Genomic DNA, 17,722 nt, shown 5'->3' with positions numbered 1-17,722 from the left:
AAAATCTCTTTCTCATTTTATCGCGACCAAACCAAGTCGGTTGGGCTATAGTTGATTGCTATTTGAATAGTATGTGATTCCGCATCGCCTGGGATCCCATCTCGATCTTGCCATTGGTACTGATAACTTGCTCCTAACCCCCAACGCTCAGTCAGGCTGTGGTTGTAGCTCAGTTTAGCGCCACCAAAATCGCGGTTATTATTGCGCGCAACGATTTCAGACAGCGATGAATCTAAGGCCTGGTTGACACCGTAATTTATTTGAGCATCAAACGTACTACGTCGGTTAATAAGGTATTTCCAGGCTGCGGAATAACGTTCATATTCAATTTCGTAGCCTTGGCTACTTGGTTGGTTTTGAATTGAATACTTAAAATTGGCCTTCATCCGCTCCCCGGACCAATCAATCGATATATCCGCCGTTAAATCACTGCTACTAAAATCTTTGGTGTCACATACGCTCGGCCTTAATCCAATCTGCTCCAATATCGGGTTATTACAAGCATCTCCTGGATCACTTAAAAAATACTCCTGGTCAGTTTGGGTTGAACCCAAAAAACCATTAAGTGACCAATTTTCTGACAGCGAATAATCTGCTCCCAGTTGTGCGCCGTAAGATGTTGACTCAGATCTGGTCCCCAACTCAAATGCATTTAAATAATTGAATACGCGCTCTTCAGGTTTATATTGGCTACTGTTTAATCGCATGGTGAGCCTTAAGTTTTCTTGTATAACTCGAGTCCAGTCCATCCGCAGGCTATCGTAATCGTAATTTGTAAAGCGATTACTCTTGTATTCTGTCTCCGATACGCTTGCAACAAACAACACACTATTTAGGTCATCGATGGTATATGACCATTGTGGTGATACTTGTTCACTTTCACGCCTAATAGCCGAATTAGTAACAATGCCCGATGTATCTTGCTCACTCGTACGGGTTGAATCACGAACGGCATTCGCTTCTAGCCTGAAATAATGTATTTCTGTTCTTTTATTCAGAACTAATGTGACGTCCTGGTCGTCACTGTCATATTCACTACGATTGAAATTATTAAAGGTTAAGTCAGTATTTAACCTAGCCTCCCAGGTATCGCCTTCAACGCTCGCATTCACCGAAGGAGCTACCGTTCTACCCTGCATCGACCTTGGGCTATTGGTCGATAATTGAATATTGTCATTATGCTGGGATTTAACCTGTATCCCGCTCTCAACTTTATATTGCGCAGCCGAGCATGTAACGGCCATAAAGAATGAAATTAAAAATAGCACCCAAGTGTTTGGTCGCAGCTTACGACCATTTATTATTGTTAATGTTTGTGGCATCAGGAATTATCTCACCACAACAACATCGCCACTTTGCAAAACGATATTGGTTTGTAATTCTTCCCCTGCTTTAACGTCACCGTACTTAAAAGGAATTGATATTTGCTCGCCCGATTGAATACGACGTAGCACTACAATTTTATTCTCAGCAGCAAAAGTATTAAGGCCACCGCTCATTGCCAATGCCTGCATAACATCTGTGGGGCGGTTAATTGGGTAATCACCAGGGCGATTGACTTTTCCGATAATATAAATTTTATTACCCAGTAGCTGGCTAACTGCAACATTGACAGTTGGGCTGTCTTTTAAATAGTTGCCCAAGGCCTCTGCTATCGTCTCTCCTGCGCTAAACGTCGTAAGTCCGCCCACTGAAATCGAACCTACTAGTGGAAAATTGATATAGCCATCGGGTAATACTGTTACTTCCCGGACAAGCGTCTCTTCATTCCAGACGTCAATCCGCAATACATCGCCTGGGTTAATTTTGTATGAAGGCTCAGCAACAACTGCCTGAGCTAGCGTGATAACACAGCTAAAAATGATTGCTCGAAGGCCCAATTTATGACTTTTCATTATTCTTTCCACTACTTGTATTTAACCCCCCTCTAGCTGAGGGCGGCAAAGAATCTCATAAGCTACCTATGGGGCACAATAGCGCTGGCAGGTAGCTGTTAACTATTTACGAAGTTAAATTCGTTTGTTTTTTAAACGATATTGCAATTTCAGAGCCAAATAAGAAAAAGCTCTTGCTAAACAATACTATAGACGATGATTTGGATGTGGATAGTACATATTGTTGGTTTAAGGCGTGAATAGTAAAAGATTGTGATCGCTGTTTCAGCCAAGTGGCTATTATCTGTCCTATTCTTGGTCCAGAAGGGGCGATTCGGCTAATATACACCTATTCCGGCCACCCTTTTTGGCCTGATAAAGCGCTTTGTCGGCTCGGGCAAAGACCTTCTCCCCTGAGTCCCCCTCAACAAACTCTGACAAGCCAAAAGACATGGTGATTGATACCGGCTGATCCTTAAAGTGAAACGGGCAACGCGCTATCGCCTCCCTGACCCCCTCCGCAACCTTAAATGCCTGATTTTCCTCCGTCTCTGGCATTAATACGACAAACTCTTCTCCCCCTATTCGAGCAATAAAGTCCGTTTTGCGTAAACGCTTCCCGAGTGTTTTGGCAATGATACGCAACACCTTGTCCCCCGCTAGATGGCCATAGCTATCATTAACTCGCTTAAAAAAGTCGACATCGCAAACCATCATTGTTAGTGGCCGGCGATAGCGCTGCCAACGCTCAAATTCCTGCTCAAGCCTTATGTTGTAGGCCTCCCTATTGGGTAGTTGAGTCAGCACATCACGCAGTGCTTTTTTACGCTGCTCTTCTATCCGCTGCTCGGCTTGTTCTGAGGCTGACTCCATATTTTTAACCTGGATGACAAGTGCGTCCAGTTTCTCTGACAGAGTGCTTTCGCGCTGTTGCTCGCCGGCTTGATACTGGTCCATAGCGGCAACAATTTGATCAAGACGGGTGCTGACTTCTGACTTGAGCTGATCAAGCTCTGTCGCATCGTCAACGGATTGCTGCATCGCGCTAACCTGCTCACGCATGGAATCACTAAGTTGCTTACCCGCCTCCCGCCCTGCTCCATTGGCTTGCTCCGATTCGCTGATAAATTGATAAGCTTGCAGCAGTCGGTCATTGAGTTCAGACAGAAAGGTTTCAAACTCCTGCTGATTACGATCAAAGGCAGAGATAACAACAATGCTGATATCTTCTAAGGTGGGGACCAACTCGTACCAGTTTAAACCTTTCTCAATTTGCTTCTGTGCCGCCTGGTAATTTTCTTTGGCCATAGGGGGAGCTTCGATTTGCTCCAGTAACTCTTGCAACACTTCACAGACGGCTTTATTTAAGCGTGAAAAGGCAGGCTCTTCGCCAACCGAGCTGGGGTCTACTGTGCCGCGAGGTTCTTCAGTATCATCCGACAGGTCCAGCCCATCATTATCTGCGTCGGCCAGAGGTGCAACCTCTATCACGGTCCCTTCGATAATTTTTTCACGGCCGCCGTCACTTCTTTCTATTTCTATAATTTCAGTTTCCGGGGCTTCGCTTTGCGCTGTCCACTGATGCCAAAAAGGTTTGCTGACGCGCTGAATATTTTTTTCATCCAGTACTTGCTGCTGGGCTTTTGCGAACTCGTTGAGCAGCACTGAATATTCCTGCACTGAGCTACTTCGGGTTTTCAGGTTTTTGTTTAAACGCTTGAGTTGCTCAGCAGCCTCTTTTTCTGGCTTTAGGTTTTGTAAGGTTGTTAGCAATAACTGAAAACCCTGCACGATGGATTTGGCTCTTTCGTCCCTAACGATATCCATACGCTTAACCTGCCCTTCCAGAGCCTGCACCACGGTATTGAGATCGCTGCCCGATGGCCCGCCATCGCGAAACATCTGCCGCATGCCCGCAAGCTGCTTATCCAGTTGCTGGTCCACACCCTCCGCAACCATACTGAGACGAAGCACCGCTTTCACTAATAGAGCGGTCAATTTCTGCTGCTGACGGTCGCGCTTTTCCTGCTCATCAAGCGCATCGAGATATTTATCTTTCCAATCGCTTTGATCGTTTGGGGAGGTTTTGCGGTTCATGCCTAAGTACCCAGCTTTGCTAATGAATAGCTAGAGTATAGACGTGAATAGGATGGGGGATTGGGGAGTCATCGACTTTTGTAGGGTGAATGGCAATCCACCCTAATCACAGCGCCGGAAAGGTGGATTTTAATCCACCCTACTCGGGCTGTTTGGCTGTTACTTAGACAAGGTAGCGCGTTCTTTTTCGACTAAGTAATCAACAACTTTAAGCATCTGCGCCTGACCACCGGCCAGACGAGCTGAAATACGATATTTACCATTGACGACAATTTCTGGCGTTCCACTAATTTTGTAACTGCGGGCACGTGCATCAGCTTGCTTTACCATGCTGTTAACACTGAAAGATTTAAAGGTTTTTTGGAACTCTTTGCGATCAACACCATAATCGGCAAACAGGTCTTCTATCTCATCAGCACTGGCCAGACGCTTACGCTCAACATTCATAGACGTAAAAATAGGGTCGTGCAGTTTATCCATAACACCCAATACTTCGGCGGTAAAGAACATGGCAGCGTGGGTCTTCATCGTGGCATTCCACATCGCTGGCGACTGTTGGAAATCCACATAATCCGGCTTACGCTTTTTCCACTGCTTAATCAGCGGCTCAAAGTTGTAACAGTGGCCACAGCCATACCAAAAGACTTCTACCACTTCGACTTTGCTGCTATCACGGGTGCGAACAGGCTGGTCTAATACCACATAGTTTTTGCCGGCGACGGGCTCTTGGGCATTGGCAAAGGCGGATGTCATCATCAATACCAGAGCGGTAAGAATAACGGGCATCTTGATAAAACGATTCATTGGGGTGCTCCATTTAATAAGTATTTCAGTGTTGATACGTTAATACAGCTGTGTAATTTTTGCTACGCAATTAGTCCCTTGCTGACAAGATTAATTCCGTGGCATCTTTTAATAGCTATAAAAAAGGTGGCCTTAGCCACCTTTTAGACAAGCCCTAATCCAGAATTAATACAAGCCTGAAATATAGCTCGCTACAGCATCAATTTCGCTATCGCTCATACGGTAAGCAACATCGCGCATAATTTTAGTGTCGCCATCATTGTCACGCCCTGGCAAACCATCCGCCGCTGCGCGGAAAGCTCTTAGCTGTGCGGCCACGTAATCAGCATGCTGCCCACCTAGCGCAGGGTAACCCGCAGGGGCATTGCCTTTACCGGTTGGCGAGTGACAAGCGGTACAGGCCGCTACGCCTTTGCTGCGAATACCGGCGCGGTATATTTCTTCGCCCTTAACGGCATTGGCGGCTTTCGCCTGGCCACCTGAAATAGCCTGGCCTGCATAGTAGGCGGCAATATCGGCTAAATCCTGGTCGTTAAAGTTGTCTAACTGACCCGCCATGGTTGGCACGGTACGGCCAGCACACTTCTGCGCTTTCTGCTCTTCAGCAGAAAGAGCACCACACTGGATATCTTTTAACTGCTTGACTAAGTAGCGCTCGCTTTGACCCGCTAATTTAGGGAAGTTCGGTGCCATGCTATTGCCACCCTCACCGTGACAAGCGACACAGGCCGCAGCCTTGCCTTTACCAGCAGCGGCATCGCCACCTGCCTGAGCAAAACCGGTAAAACCTGCAATGACTAAAAAACTGATTAATAATTTTTTCATAGTTGTTCCAACAATAGATCTTTATAGAGAGCGATGACCTTGCAGTATCGCTTAAACTCACTGACTTTCTTATTTAGCTTCGACCATATATTCAATCAAAGCCTTGAACTCTTCTGGCGAGCAATCAAAACACATACCTTTTGGTGGCATGGCGTTCATACCTTTATCAACGCTGGTTACCAATGTGTCCATACCTTTTTCCATACGCGGAGCCCACTGGGCAGCATCACCGGTTCTTGGCGCACCGGCAGCACCGGCGGCATGGCAAACAGCACAGGTCTTACTGTAGCGATCAATAACGGCTTGATCCGCCGCCTGGGCCAATAGTCCCGTCATCGCCAAATAGGCTACTGAAGATGCAATAAACAGCTTTTTCATTCGAATCCCCTTAAATTGGACGTCTATTTTGCCCGAGATGGTCGCAAAATCCGCGGCATTATACACAAGAGTGGTATCCTATCGCCATCCCTGTAGTATGACCTAATCTAATAGTTTGTCATTTGTCTTCAAAAAGGCCCCCTTTTGACCCAAGTAAAGATCAATTTCCGTCAGGCTGAGTTTCTAACCAGCGCCCCTACTCTCGCTAAATGCCCTGCTGATCGCGGTCTTGAAGTGGCCTTTGCGGGTCGCTCCAATGCCGGAAAATCCAGCGCAATCAATACCTTAACTGAAAATAAGCGAATGGCCAGGACCAGTAAGACCCCGGGCCGCACCCAGCTGATTAACTTTTTTACCCTCAGCGACAGCCAGCGGCTGGTTGATTTGCCCGGTTATGGCTTTGCCAAGGTGCCTTTGGAGGTTAAAGAGAAGTGGCAGCGGCATTTAGAGGAATATCTGCGGGAACGGCAGTCTTTATATGGGCTGATCCTGCTCATGGACTGCCGCCACCCCCTGCAAGACTTTGACCGGATGATGCTGAGCTGGGCCCAGAGCTGCAATATGCCAGTCCATATTCTGCTGACCAAGGCCGATAAGCTCAAAAAAGGCCCCGCCAATAATAGCCTGCTAAAAGTGCGCAAAGAACTGGAGCCGATGCAGGATCTGGTCAGCGTGCAGTTGTTCTCCGCCTTAAAACGCACTGGGCTGGACCAACTCCAAATTAAGTTAACGCAGTGGCTAAGTAGCGAAGCAATCACGGAAACGGACCCGCCAGAATAAAAAAACCCGGCTGCGATATAATCGCACCGGGTAACGTGTCCAGAACTTCTAGGGGGGAAGTCTGGTATGGAGACGAGCTAACGCAGGGGACGTTAGCAGAGGCTGTTTCCAACCACTGCAACTATGACCTCGCCCTGTGTTACTTAGTTCCACACTTCAGAGAATAAATTAATGCGCCTCATCCCAGTTATCCCCAGTGCCCACATCGACGATTAATGGCACGTCTAACGTTGCTGCATTGCCCATCAACTCTTTGACCTTGTCGGACAATAAGTCCACTGAAGCATCGGCCACTTCAAACACCAATTCATCATGTACCTGCATAATCATTTTGGCATCAATTTCCGCATCGCATAGCCATTGGTCAACGGTGACCATCGCCTTTTTAATAATATCGGCCGCGGTACCCTGCATAGGGGCGTTAATGGCTGTGCGCTGGGCTGCCTGACGGCGCATACCATTGCTGGCATTAATCTCGGGCAAGTGCAGGCGGCGGCCAAATAGCGTTTCTACATAGCCTTTTTCGGAGGCATCGGCGCGGGTTTGGTCCATATAGTCATGGACACCGGGATAGCGAGCAAAGTAGGTATCAATATATTGCTGCGCCTCATGGCGGCCCACATCGATCTGCTTGGCCAGACCAAAGGCTGACATGCCGTAGATTAAACCAAAGTTGATCGCCTTGGCTCGGCGGCGCTGCTCGGTAGAGACTTCTGCCAGAGGCAAGCCAAAGACTTCGGCGGCGGTTGCCTGATGAATATCTTTGCCCGCCGCAAACGCCTCTAACAAGCCTTTGTCCTGAGACAGATGCGCCATAATCCGCAGTTCGATCTGGGAGTAATCCGCCGCAACAATTTTATAAGCTTTAGGGGCAATAAAGGCCTGCCTGACCTTGCGCCCCTCCGCATTGCGGATAGGGATATTTTGTAAATTGGGGTCAGATGAGGATAAACGGCCGGTTGCCGTTACCGCCTGATGGTAGGAGGTATGAATACGCCCGGTGCTTGGGCTAATCATTTCTGGCAGTTTATCCGTGTAAGTAGACTTTAGCTTGCTAAGGCCACGGTATTCCATCAGCAGTTTTGGCAGCGGGTAATCCAAAGCCAATTCGGCCAGCACTTCTTCGGCGGTGGAAGGAGCGCCTTTAGGGGTCTTTTTGATCACCGGTAATTCCAGCTTTTCAAACAGGATTCGACCGAGTTGTTTAGGGGAACCCAGGTTGAATTCTTCATCCGCCAGAACGAAGGCTTCTTTTTCCAAGGCCTCTAACCTGCCCCCAATTTCGTGGCTTTGCGCTGAAAGTAACTCCTTACTTACCAAGGTTCCATTGCGCTCAATGCGAGACAGTACCGGTACCAGCGGCAGCTCTATATCCTGCAATACGGATTTAAGCCCGGTGTCGGACTCCAGCCTGGGCCACAGAGCCTGATGCAGGCGCAGGGTAATATCCGCATCCTCAGCCGCATAGGGCCCGGCTTCGGATAATTGGATTTGGTTAAAGGTTAGCTGCTTGGCACCCTTGCCCGCTATATCTTCAAACTTTGTGGTACTAACATCCAAATATTTTTTGGCCAGGCTATCCATATCGTGACGGGTGGCGGTACTGTCCAGAACATAGGACTCCAGCATGGTGTCATAGTCGATACCTTGCAGCGCGATGCCGTGGTTGGCCAACACACTCTGGTCGTATTTCAGGTTCTGCCCTACTTTGGCTTTACCGGGGTTTTCTAATAGAGGCTTGAGTGAGGTCAGCACAAAGTCCTCGCTGAGCTGCTCTTCTGCGCCCAGATAGTCATGGGCAAAAGGCACATAGGCCGCACTGCCCGCCTCTACCGCAAAAGACACCCCGACTACTCTGGCTTCCATATAGTTAAGGCTGGTGGTTTCGGTATCAAAGGCAAATAACTCTGCTTGCTCCAGCTGACTTAGCCAGGCTTTAAAATCGGCCTCAGTTAGCACCACTTGATAGTCATTGTCTTGCGGTGCCAGAGGTATCTCGGCGGCACGTTGAGCCTGGTCAGCACTGGGGGCCGAGGGCACACCGGAGCCCCCCTTCTCCATTTCTTCTACCCAGGATTTAAACTCCATTTCTTTAAAGTAAGTGAGTAGTAACTCACTATCAGGCGCCTCTACCGCAATGCTATCGACTGATTCTTCAAGCTCTACATCCAGCTTGATCGTGGCCAGCTCATAGGATAAGTAAGCGTTCGCTTTTTCCTTCTCCAGCTTGGCGGCCAAGGTTTTTGCACCCCTCAGAGTAAGCTCGGCGACTTTGTCCAGATTGTCATAAAGGGTGTCCAGGCTGCCGATGCCCTGTAGCAAGCCCAAGGCTGTTTTTTCACCCACGCCGGCAACGCCGGGGATGTTATCAACCTTATCCCCCATCAGTGCCAGATAATCAATAATCAGCGATGGCGGGATACCAAATTTAGCCAGTACGCCCTCTTCGTCCATCAAGGTATCAGTCATGGTATTCACCAGCGTCACATGCTGGTTAACCAGCTGCGCCATATCTTTATCGCCAGTCGATACCACCACATCCAGCCCCTGCTCTGTCGCTTGCCGGGCATAGGTACCAATCACATCATCCGCTTCTACGCCATCAACAATAATCAGGGGCAGGCCCATCGCTTTAATAATATTATGGATGGGAGCGATCTGTTCCCGTAAATCATCTGGCATGGGCGGGCGCTGGGCCTTGTACTCGGGGTAAATATCATCCCGGAAGGTTTTGCCCTTGGCATCGAAAATCACCCCTACCTGGCTGCCAGGATAATCTTTTAGCAAACGCCGCATCATATTGATCACGCCCTTGACTGCTCCGGTGGCATGACCCTTGGAATTGGTCAGGGGTGGCAAGGCATGGTAGGCGCGGTATAAATAGGATGAACCATCGACTAATACGATGGGTTTGCTGGCGGTCTCTGTCATTGTCGTTTTTGGCTTCGTGGTTATAGCAAGACTCTCGATTGGACATCGAGTGGCTGGCTAGTGATATGGGGTTATTGCTTTTGTGGAGGGCATTATCACCGTGGTATTGGTTGCAGGCAAGGGATTTGGTGTTGGGGCATGGCGGGACCGCGCACACTATATCTAGTGTTATCAGTTACCCCCCTACACAACTTAACAAACCGCCACCTTTCTTTTCAAAAGGTAACACTTTTATTTCTGAAATATTTCAAAAAGTGTTACCTTTTAAAAAATCAGTATCACTTTTAATAAAATTATTTATAAACAATAACTTATAAGGAATAGCACCCCTTAGCCAAAGCGTTTATTACAGTAGTATTTCTAAAAAGTAACAAATAATTCACCTCTGGGGACTGGACGAATTTTGAAAAAGTGTTACTATTAGCACCGTTGCAGTAACAACTACAACAAACGGCCAAAAGCCAACTAAATTTAAACGTAATAACACTCAACTACAGGAGAGTAATCATGAAAAACGTGGCTATCTTAGCCGTTATCTTGGGGGTCTTGGGCAATGCTGCCAATGCAGAAAGCGCTGTTAGCGAAGCTCCTTCCATGACTTTGGCAATGAACAGCAATGCTGCTGTGACTTGGTCAGAGCCAGCAACGGCCATTAGTAACAAAGCCCTTGCAAACAACGTTGAGCTAGAAGTTGCTGAGACTATGGAAAAAGTATCCATAGACCTAAGCAAACAGCTTGAAGCAAAAATTGCTAAGGAACTAGAGTATGCGATGCATTAATCGTTGACGCCCGGAACCAATTGGAACCGGGCTTTTTCACTTCGGTTTTCGCATAAATATCATCACACAACCGTTTCGCTACACCTTTCACCGCATCTCTTCCACTACCCTTCTCTGCCCCTCACAATCACCCTATTTCAATCGCCGTTATAACCTTTCCCTACAATCATCCTGTTTAATCCAGCTTAATCCTACTATTAAAACCACAAATTATTACTATTCTTAGTTCAACTAACTGGCTAAAATTCCATTTTTGAAATAATCATCTGGTTAACTTCCATGAAAGCTCAAAAGCCCCTAACGCGCATTGATAGTAATATTCTCCGGGAACTCCAAGCCGACGGCCGCATTACTTATGCCGAACTGGCCCGTCGGGTTGGCTTAACAACCACGCCCTGTATGGAGCGGGTGAAGCGAATGGAAAGGGAAGGGGTGATCAAGGGCTATACCGCCTTGCTGGACCCCACTTATCTACAGGCAGGGCTGGTTGTATTTGTACAAATTCGTTTATCACGAACCTCGCAGGATATTTTTGAACAGTTTAAAGAGGCGGCTGTTGCACTTCAGGAAGTGCAGGAGTGCTATTTGGTATCAGGTAACTTTGATTATCTGATCAAAGCACGGGTTGCCGATATGGCAGCTTATCGGGAATTTCTGGGTGAAACGCTGCTGACCTTACCAGGCGTTCAGGAATCCACCAGTTATGTGGTAATGGAGCAGGTTAAAGAAACGCTGAATATTGCAGTGCCTTACAAGTAGGGTGGATTATAATCCACCAAACCGCCATGGTGAAAAAGGTGGATTGCAATCCACCCTACAGGGCTTTAGCGAGTAGCCCGAATGGACTCATAACCCACGTTTAACTTCGACAATTCAGGTGGCGCACGGAAGAAGCCAACATAATGGCCTTTGGGATTAATAATCGCGATATTGCCGCTATGCTCAACGTTATAGTTTTCACCACCACCCGGTGACTTGCTAAAAGGGATATTAAGCTGGGTAGCAAAACGATGCAGGTCTAAAAACTCACCGGTGACACCGACAAAATCTTTATTAAAAAACCGCACATAGTCATACAACTTTTCTGGTGTGTCACGAGCCGGGTCAACACTGACCAAAACAATCTGTAAGTCTTCAGCGTATTTTCCTTTTTCTACTTGCCCCTGATAAAAGCGATTTAATAAGACGAGGGTAGTAGGGCAGATGTCCGGGCAATAGGTAAAACCAAAGAAAATCAGCGACCATTTACCTTGCAGGTCCTCGGGGGTGAAGGGCTGCTTATTATAATCCACCAAAGAAAACGCTTTAAAAGAGCGGGGATTATCAAATAAAAAAGTGCCGTTAGTTTTTAACTCGCTGTCGCTTAGAATTTTCGGCTTGCTTAAACCATACACAAAAAAACCAACAAAGAGACAAACGGCTATCACCACAACGACAACGGTAATATAAATGCCACGCTTTTGCTCAGGCTGTAAACTGTTGCTCTGTTGGTTCATGGTTTTTCCCAAAAATAGTTATACGTAGTGATCCACTAACATAATAATATAAATTGCCATTAAGTAGACCAGCGAATACTTAAAAGTTGCCATCGGGGCGCCAGGTTTTTCACGCATAATAGCAATCGAGTAATAAAGATGGATAACGCCCAGAACCACGGCACCCACTAAATACAGCAAACCCGATAAGCCGGTGGCGAAGGGCAGTAAACTCGCGGCAATGAGTACAAAGGTATACAGAAGAATATGAAACGCCGTGTATTCAACACCATGAGTCACTGGCAACATGGGAATAGCCGCTTTAGCGTAATCTTCTTTACGGTTAATCGCCAGGGCCCAAAAGTGCGGAGGGGTCCAGGCAAAGACAATAAGCACCAGAAGCAGGGCATGGCCGTGGATTTCATTATTAACCGCCGTCCAACCCAATAGCGGGGGGCTGCACCGGGCAAGCCGCCAATCACAATATTTTGTGGCGTGGCACGTTTTAACCACAGGGTATAAATCACCGCGTAGCCAATTAAAGAAAATAAGGTTAACCAGGCCGTAAGCTGGTTGGTAAAGATCAATAACACCGCCAAACCCACTGCGCCTAATACCAGGGCAAAAACACCAGCCTGCGCCTGGCTGATACGACCCTGGGCCACGGGACGCTTTTTAGTACGGTTCATTAAGGTATCGATACGCTGGTCTACCAAATGGTTAACTACGGCACCACAGGCCGAGCACAAACCAATACCCAGATTACCAAAAATTAAAATATCCAATGGCACCACACCGGGCACTGACATAAACATGCCAATGGCGGAGGTCAGCAGCATTAAATACACGACATTGGGCTTGGTTAATTCATAGTAATCCGCCCAAGTAGTCGACGGATTGCTTTCTGACTCTGACATACTAAAAATCTCTACTGATTTATGGTGCTAATTTCGCGGTATAAACCCGGTGATTTAAGGTCACCATGGTTATCAGTAACAGGGCGCCGACTAAATTGTGTGCTACTGCAACCGATACCGGAAATTGGAAAATAATATTACCCAGACCTAAAGCGACCTGAAGTATCAAGACACCCAGAATAGCCGAAGCCATGTTGCGGGTTTCTGGCAGCCCTATACCTTTGTATAAAATCGCCATGAGAAATAGTAAATAGGCCGTGGTGATAATGGCACCCACTCGATGGCTAAAGTGAATCGCAATACGCGCTTCATTATCCATAGTACCACCAAGGTAGTTAGGGCCAATGCTTTGGGCCACATTAAAACCTTCCTTAAAGTCCATTTCTGGCAACCATTGGTTTTGACAGGTGGGAAGGTCAGGGCAAGCGACTGCCGCATAATTTGACGTAGTCCAACCACCCAGGGCTACCTGGATAAAAACAACCACTAAGCCAATCGCCGCCCAGCGGCGGAAAGCTTTCAGCTGTTCAAAATTAACCGCAGGTACCTGCCATTGCAGATTATTAAGGCGAAGTGTTAATAACCACAGCAAACTAAAGGTGGTAAAGCCGCCTAAAAGATGGGAAGTAACCACTTGTGGCCATAACTTTAAGGTCACCGTCCACATACCAAATAAACCCTGCAAAATAATAAAGGCCAATAAAAACGCCGGTAATTTAAAGGGCAGGGTAGAGGTGCCTCTTTTTAGCCCTAAGTAAGCCAGGGTAAGCATCGTAGCAGCTACTGAGGCGACAGCATAAGGCTCCATCACTACACCAACAACGGCCGTCACGGCCGTTAATACAACATTGGCGACCAATAAAGCACTCACGGTTTTGACCGGCTGTTCTTGCTCTCTGCGTCTAACCGCCAATACAAATAATCCAATGGTGATATAACCCAGCCCCTGGGCAAAATAACGGTGCACCATTTCTGGCCAGGTTTTATCGTGTTCCACCGGCATATCCGGATAAGCCTGATTAGCGACATCAACTTCCTCGGCACTGGTCGGCCATAGCACATGGCCGTAACAGCCCGGCCAGTCCGGGCAACCCAGGCCAGCATCGGCCAGGCGGGTAAACGCGCCCAGGCCCAATACAAACACGGCAAAAATACAGCCAGTCAGTGCCAGTTTAAAACCGGGTAAACGATGTTCAGGAGAGTTAAATAAAGCCATTCTGTTACCTTTCGTCTTACTTAATCAACCGCTTCATATCACGAACAACCGCCTTGCCTAGGGTGTTCAATGTATCCTGTTCGGTATTTTCCGCTTCGTAGTGCATCATTAACCAACCGCGGGGGTCAACCACATAAAAGGTACTCGCTTTAAAGGGTTCTAGCTCTACCGGGCTAAATAATTGCCGAACATCACTGTCTTTTAGGGCAATCACTTCAATGCCTTTATATTCTGTTTTAAAGCGCTCACTCAAAGCTTCATCAATACCGTTATTGGTGACATAGAATAAACGAACACGATTCATTTTTTTCGCCAGAGCAATAATGCTTTGCCTGGCGATATATAACATTCTTTCGCAGTTGCCTTCACAACGCTGGTCACCCAATACGACAAACGCCCATTTGGGCTCCGGCTTGGAATAATCAAAGGGCTGCCCATCGAGATTCATAAGCGGCAGCTCAGCAAACTGCAACGGCGGAACAACCAGTGCACCATTGTTAACCGTACCCATATCTACAGTTTTTGAAGAGACCAAAAAATATAGACCGGTCGATAAAATAAATACCAGCGCGGGTATACCAAAAATACCCAAAATCACTTTCCGATTTTTTTTGTTGATCTCAATTTCTTTTTCCGACTTAAAACCTTGCCCTGACACTTATGCCACCTCTTCTTCACTTCGTTTAATCAATGACCATAAATTGGTATTGGCCAATAGGCCGATCACCAATAAAGTCACTGCCATGGCAAACCACTGCACCGCATAACCTGTATGCTTTTCTGGCTGTAGATTGACCACGACCCAATTGGGTATATAACTGGCGCCGGATATTTGTTTTATCCGCACGCTATAAGGAAATAACTGATCTTCAAATTCTCTTTGCAATGCCTGGATATTGAGTGACTGCATCACTCTGGGCCAGCCAATAGCCGCCTCATCCGCCAATAACATCACATCACCCTGCGGCACATAGATCTCTCCGCTTAGGGTTGTTTCGCCTTTGATGGCTTTTATCGCTGGCAGGCTTCGGCGTGAAATATCGCCTTCTAACCAGCCACGATTAACCATGACCAGGGTATTGCTACCCGTCAGGCGAAACGGCGTTATTATCTCATAACCAAAGCGACCCTGATAAATGCGATTATCTAATAACAGTGCTTTTTCATTGATAAACTCACCGCGTAAGGTCACTGGCTGGTAGCGAAGGTCGGCTTTGCGATCAAGCTCCTCAAGGGCCATTGGGCCTGACATTTGACGCTGCTCAAACAGGGCCTGAAGCTGACGCTTTTCCTCAGCTCGGTCCAGCTGCCAAAAGCCTAATGAGACCACCAGCGGCAACAGCAATACCGCCAATAGGCTAGCGCGCCAGTTGGGGGTAAATTGTAATCGCTTTGATTGAGGTTCTGACATGTAAAAGATCAAATTGCCTGAGTTATAATACCGCTTCTATCAGCACACAGCTCTGGAGTCTGTCTATGTGGTTAAAAGTGGTTATTGTGTTTCTGTTTATTGCTCTGGTGATCAGCTTGTTTACAAGCCTTGGCTTTCTAATTAAAGACCAATCCGCCGGTAACAATGACAACAGTCGTAAAACATGGAACGCGCTAACAGTGCGCATTGTGTTGGCAGCCCTGCTAATGAGCTTTTTGTTTTACGGTATCTTTACCGGCCAACTGGGTTCAAATGCCCCTTGGGATGCCCGCTACAGTGATAAAATATCAACCCCTGTTGCCGAATAAAACACCCCGTCATAAGACTCAACTAACGGCCAGACATTGTAGGGTGGATTATAATCCACCAAGCCCAGCTGGGAGCAGTCAAAACCGGTGGATTATAATCCACCCTACGGTCTGGGTCCCCGCCTTCGCGGGGATGACGTTTGAGCATGAAGGGTAAGGCTCAAATTTCCAATGCTATAAACGTAAAAAAACGGTTGTGAAGTTAGCTCCACAACCGTTCCTTGTTTTTGGCAGACTTTCTTAGAGGATGTAAACGAACAGGAATAAACCTACCCAGACCACATCAACAAAGTGCCAGTACCATGAAGAGGCTTCGAAACCGAAGTGATCTTCAGCGGTAAAGTGCTTGGCTTTGGTAGAACGCAGCCACTGGATCAGCAGCATAATCATACCCATACAAACGTGGAAGCCGTGGAAACCGGTCAACATAAAGAAGGTTGAACCGTAGATACCTGAGTGCAGGTATAGGCCGTATTCAACATAGGCTTCATGGTACTCAAGGTACTGCAGGTAAACGAACAGAATACCCAGAGCAACAGTAATACCTAACCAAAGGTTTAGCTTCTTACGGTTGTTGGCCAATAGACCCAAGTGAGCCATATGAGCTGTTACTGAAGAGGTCATCAGTACGATAGTATTCCACATCGGTAACCAATGCAGGACGTTGTCCCAACCCGGGAAGCTTAAGTTCCTTTCGGGGCCAGAAATTACACCGCCATCAACACCACCCATGGCAGCAATAGGCATATTACCAGCACCACCAACAGCATCCTGCGGCGTGGTCATCAATGGCCACTCGTAGTTAAAACCTTCCCAAAGTAAGGCATTCATGCGCCCTGCTTCACCTTCACCACCCAACCATGGGCCAGCAAGGTTACGAACATACCAAAGCGCGCCAAAGAAGGCGGCAAAGAACATGACTTCTGAAAAGATAAACCACTGCATACCAATAACATAAGAGTGTTTTAACTGACCGCTGTTCATACCGGCACGATTTTCAATAATCGTCTGACGGAACCATGCGAATAGGGTGGCACAAAATAAAACCAGACCGGTAAGGAAGATAAACCAGGAATTGGTATCTGTCTCTATGCCTGTTTTTATGGTCGCCAATCTATCATTCAACACATTAGCAGCGCCGAATAACGCCGTAAACAACGTTAAACTAGCGAATATAGCTAGCTTGCTTTGCTCCGGGACGTAATAGCTCTCGTAATCTGAGTTACTCTGACCTGACATTTTTCTTCTCCGTTTATTTCGCCGATTGTGCAACGAAAAAAATAGCTTTTTGTTTTATCTGTTTATCGTGTGGCAACTTTGGCTTTTGGATCAACCATCGCTGTCACATCAAAGATTGTGTATGACAAGGTAATGCTTTTAATGTCGGCCGGTAAATCCTGGTCAACAATAAATTGCAGTGGCATTTCTGTTTCTTCGCCGCCTTCTAAAGGCTGCTGGTTAAAACAAAAACATTCTGTTTTATGAAAATACTCCGCAGCTCGTGCCGGTGATACGCTGGGCACTGCCTGCGCCACCATATTTTCCGCTAGCGGGTTTTTGGCATAAAACACGGTGTCGTTAACGGCGCCTGGATTGACCTTTAGGACAGTATCGGTTGGCCGAAACTCCCAAGGCATACCATCGTTGTTAGTCGCAACAAACGAAATTCGAATTTCGCGACTGGTATCAACGGTAGCTTCCACTACGCGATAACGTTCACCACTGGTTTTCCCGTTTATACCCAATGCGTCACAAAGCACATCGTATAAGGGCACCATCACTACAAATACAAAAGCGAACATCACAACAACCACAATCGATAATTTACCGACTGTCATAGCAACTGAACCGGTTGCTTCATTGTCTGTTGGCATATCCGCCATTTTTACCTCTCTTACAACAATC

Annotated in this window: 17 protein-coding genes and 1 pseudogene; 4 read left to right on the top strand and 14 right to left on the bottom strand. The window is 47.1% G+C overall.

Features of this window, described 5'->3' with window-relative positions; translation table 11 throughout:
• Positions 1 to 17: 17 nt before the first annotated feature.
• The 6 genes from BST96_RS08055 to BST96_RS08030 all read right to left on the bottom strand — a co-directional run bounded on the left by BST96_RS08055 (position 18) and on the right by BST96_RS08030 (position 5,978).
• On the bottom strand, positions 18 to 1,322 hold the full coding sequence (locus tag BST96_RS08055; RefSeq protein ID WP_157117900.1) for a hypothetical protein: 1,305 nt from the start codon (positions 1,320 to 1,322) through the stop codon (positions 18 to 20).
• Positions 1,323 to 1,328: 6 nt separating this feature from the next.
• Entirely contained in the window at positions 1,329 to 1,895 is a 567-nt protein-coding gene (locus BST96_RS08050; RefSeq protein ID WP_085758209.1) for a polysaccharide biosynthesis/export family protein, read from the bottom strand.
• 288 nt (positions 1,896 to 2,183) lie between these two features.
• Positions 2,184 to 3,971, bottom strand: a complete 1,788-nt coding sequence (locus BST96_RS08045; RefSeq protein WP_085758208.1) for a GGDEF domain-containing protein — start codon at positions 3,969 to 3,971, stop codon at positions 2,184 to 2,186.
• A gap of 159 nt (positions 3,972 to 4,130) precedes the next feature.
• Positions 4,131 to 4,775, bottom strand: a complete 645-nt coding sequence (locus BST96_RS08040; RefSeq protein WP_085758207.1) for a thiol:disulfide interchange protein DsbA/DsbL — start codon at positions 4,773 to 4,775, stop codon at positions 4,131 to 4,133.
• A gap of 165 nt (positions 4,776 to 4,940) precedes the next feature.
• The gene (locus BST96_RS08035; protein ID WP_085758206.1) at positions 4,941 to 5,600 is read right to left on the bottom strand and encodes a c-type cytochrome; all 660 of its coding nucleotides are present in this window, start codon (positions 5,598 to 5,600) and stop codon (positions 4,941 to 4,943) included.
• A 69-nt stretch (positions 5,601 to 5,669) separates the two neighbouring features.
• The gene (locus BST96_RS08030) at positions 5,670 to 5,978 is read right to left on the bottom strand and encodes a c-type cytochrome (RefSeq protein WP_085758205.1); all 309 of its coding nucleotides are present in this window, start codon (positions 5,976 to 5,978) and stop codon (positions 5,670 to 5,672) included.
• Between the two features lie 144 nt (positions 5,979 to 6,122).
• Between BST96_RS08030 and yihA the strand changes: the two genes are divergently transcribed.
• Complete coding sequence (yihA, locus tag BST96_RS08025; RefSeq protein ID WP_085758204.1) at positions 6,123 to 6,758, top strand: ribosome biogenesis GTP-binding protein YihA/YsxC; 636 nt, start codon at positions 6,123 to 6,125, stop codon at positions 6,756 to 6,758.
• Between the two features lie 168 nt (positions 6,759 to 6,926).
• Here the strand turns inward: yihA and polA are convergent, their stop codons facing one another.
• Entirely contained in the window at positions 6,927 to 9,689 is a 2,763-nt protein-coding gene (gene polA, locus BST96_RS08020) for a DNA polymerase I (protein ID WP_085758203.1), read from the bottom strand.
• A gap of 507 nt (positions 9,690 to 10,196) precedes the next feature.
• Here polA and BST96_RS08015 point away from each other — a divergent pair.
• Both BST96_RS08015 and BST96_RS08010 read left to right on the top strand, forming a co-directional pair.
• A complete protein-coding gene (locus BST96_RS08015) occupies positions 10,197 to 10,469 on the top strand; it encodes a hypothetical protein (protein ID WP_085758202.1) in 273 nt (90 codons plus the stop codon).
• A 279-nt stretch (positions 10,470 to 10,748) separates the two neighbouring features.
• Positions 10,749 to 11,228, top strand: coding sequence for an Lrp/AsnC ligand binding domain-containing protein (locus tag BST96_RS08010; RefSeq protein WP_085758201.1), 480 nt, complete (start codon positions 10,749 to 10,751; stop codon positions 11,226 to 11,228).
• Positions 11,229 to 11,293: 65 nt separating this feature from the next.
• Here BST96_RS08010 and BST96_RS08005 read toward each other — a convergent pair whose 3' ends face one another.
• The 5 genes and pseudogenes from BST96_RS08005 to BST96_RS07985 all read right to left on the bottom strand — a co-directional run bounded on the left by BST96_RS08005 (position 11,294) and on the right by BST96_RS07985 (position 15,488).
• Positions 11,294 to 11,965 carry an SCO family protein gene (locus tag BST96_RS08005; RefSeq protein WP_085758200.1) on the bottom strand — a complete coding sequence of 224 codons (672 nt, stop codon included), beginning with the start codon at positions 11,963 to 11,965 and terminating at the stop codon, positions 11,294 to 11,296.
• An 18-nt stretch (positions 11,966 to 11,983) separates the two neighbouring features.
• Positions 11,984 to 12,753 (bottom strand): annotated as a pseudogene (gene cyoE / locus BST96_RS08000) (heme o synthase).
• A gap of 127 nt (positions 12,754 to 12,880) precedes the next feature.
• On the bottom strand, positions 12,881 to 14,077 hold the full coding sequence (locus BST96_RS07995) for a COX15/CtaA family protein (RefSeq protein WP_085758199.1): 1,197 nt from the start codon (positions 14,075 to 14,077) through the stop codon (positions 12,881 to 12,883).
• 16 nt (positions 14,078 to 14,093) lie between these two features.
• Positions 14,094 to 14,735, bottom strand: coding sequence for an SCO family protein (locus BST96_RS07990; RefSeq protein ID WP_085758198.1), 642 nt, complete (start codon positions 14,733 to 14,735; stop codon positions 14,094 to 14,096).
• Positions 14,736 to 15,488 (bottom strand): SURF1 family protein, encoded by a 753-nt coding sequence (locus BST96_RS07985; protein ID WP_085758197.1) that lies wholly within the window; start codon positions 15,486 to 15,488, stop codon positions 14,736 to 14,738. It abuts the gene before it with no gap.
• Between the two features lie 65 nt (positions 15,489 to 15,553).
• Between BST96_RS07985 and BST96_RS07980 the strand changes: the two genes are divergently transcribed.
• Positions 15,554 to 15,817 carry a DUF2909 domain-containing protein gene (locus BST96_RS07980; protein ID WP_085758196.1) on the top strand — a complete coding sequence of 88 codons (264 nt, stop codon included), beginning with the start codon at positions 15,554 to 15,556 and terminating at the stop codon, positions 15,815 to 15,817.
• A 240-nt stretch (positions 15,818 to 16,057) separates the two neighbouring features.
• Here BST96_RS07980 and BST96_RS07975 read toward each other — a convergent pair whose 3' ends face one another.
• The gene (locus BST96_RS07975) at positions 16,058 to 17,056 is read right to left on the bottom strand and encodes a cytochrome c oxidase subunit 3 (RefSeq protein WP_085758195.1); all 999 of its coding nucleotides are present in this window, start codon (positions 17,054 to 17,056) and stop codon (positions 16,058 to 16,060) included.
• 62 nt (positions 17,057 to 17,118) lie between these two features.
• Positions 17,119 to 17,700 (bottom strand): cytochrome c oxidase assembly protein, encoded by a 582-nt coding sequence (locus tag BST96_RS07970; protein WP_085758194.1) that lies wholly within the window; start codon positions 17,698 to 17,700, stop codon positions 17,119 to 17,121.
• Positions 17,701 to 17,722 lie beyond the last annotated feature (22 nt).

Source organism: Oceanicoccus sagamiensis, from assembly GCF_002117105.1.
GTDB lineage: Bacteria > Pseudomonadota > Gammaproteobacteria > Pseudomonadales > Dasaniaceae > Oceanicoccus > Oceanicoccus sagamiensis.
The sequence above is the reverse complement of the archived record's forward strand: the minus strand, read 5'-3'. Positions and strand labels throughout refer to the sequence as shown.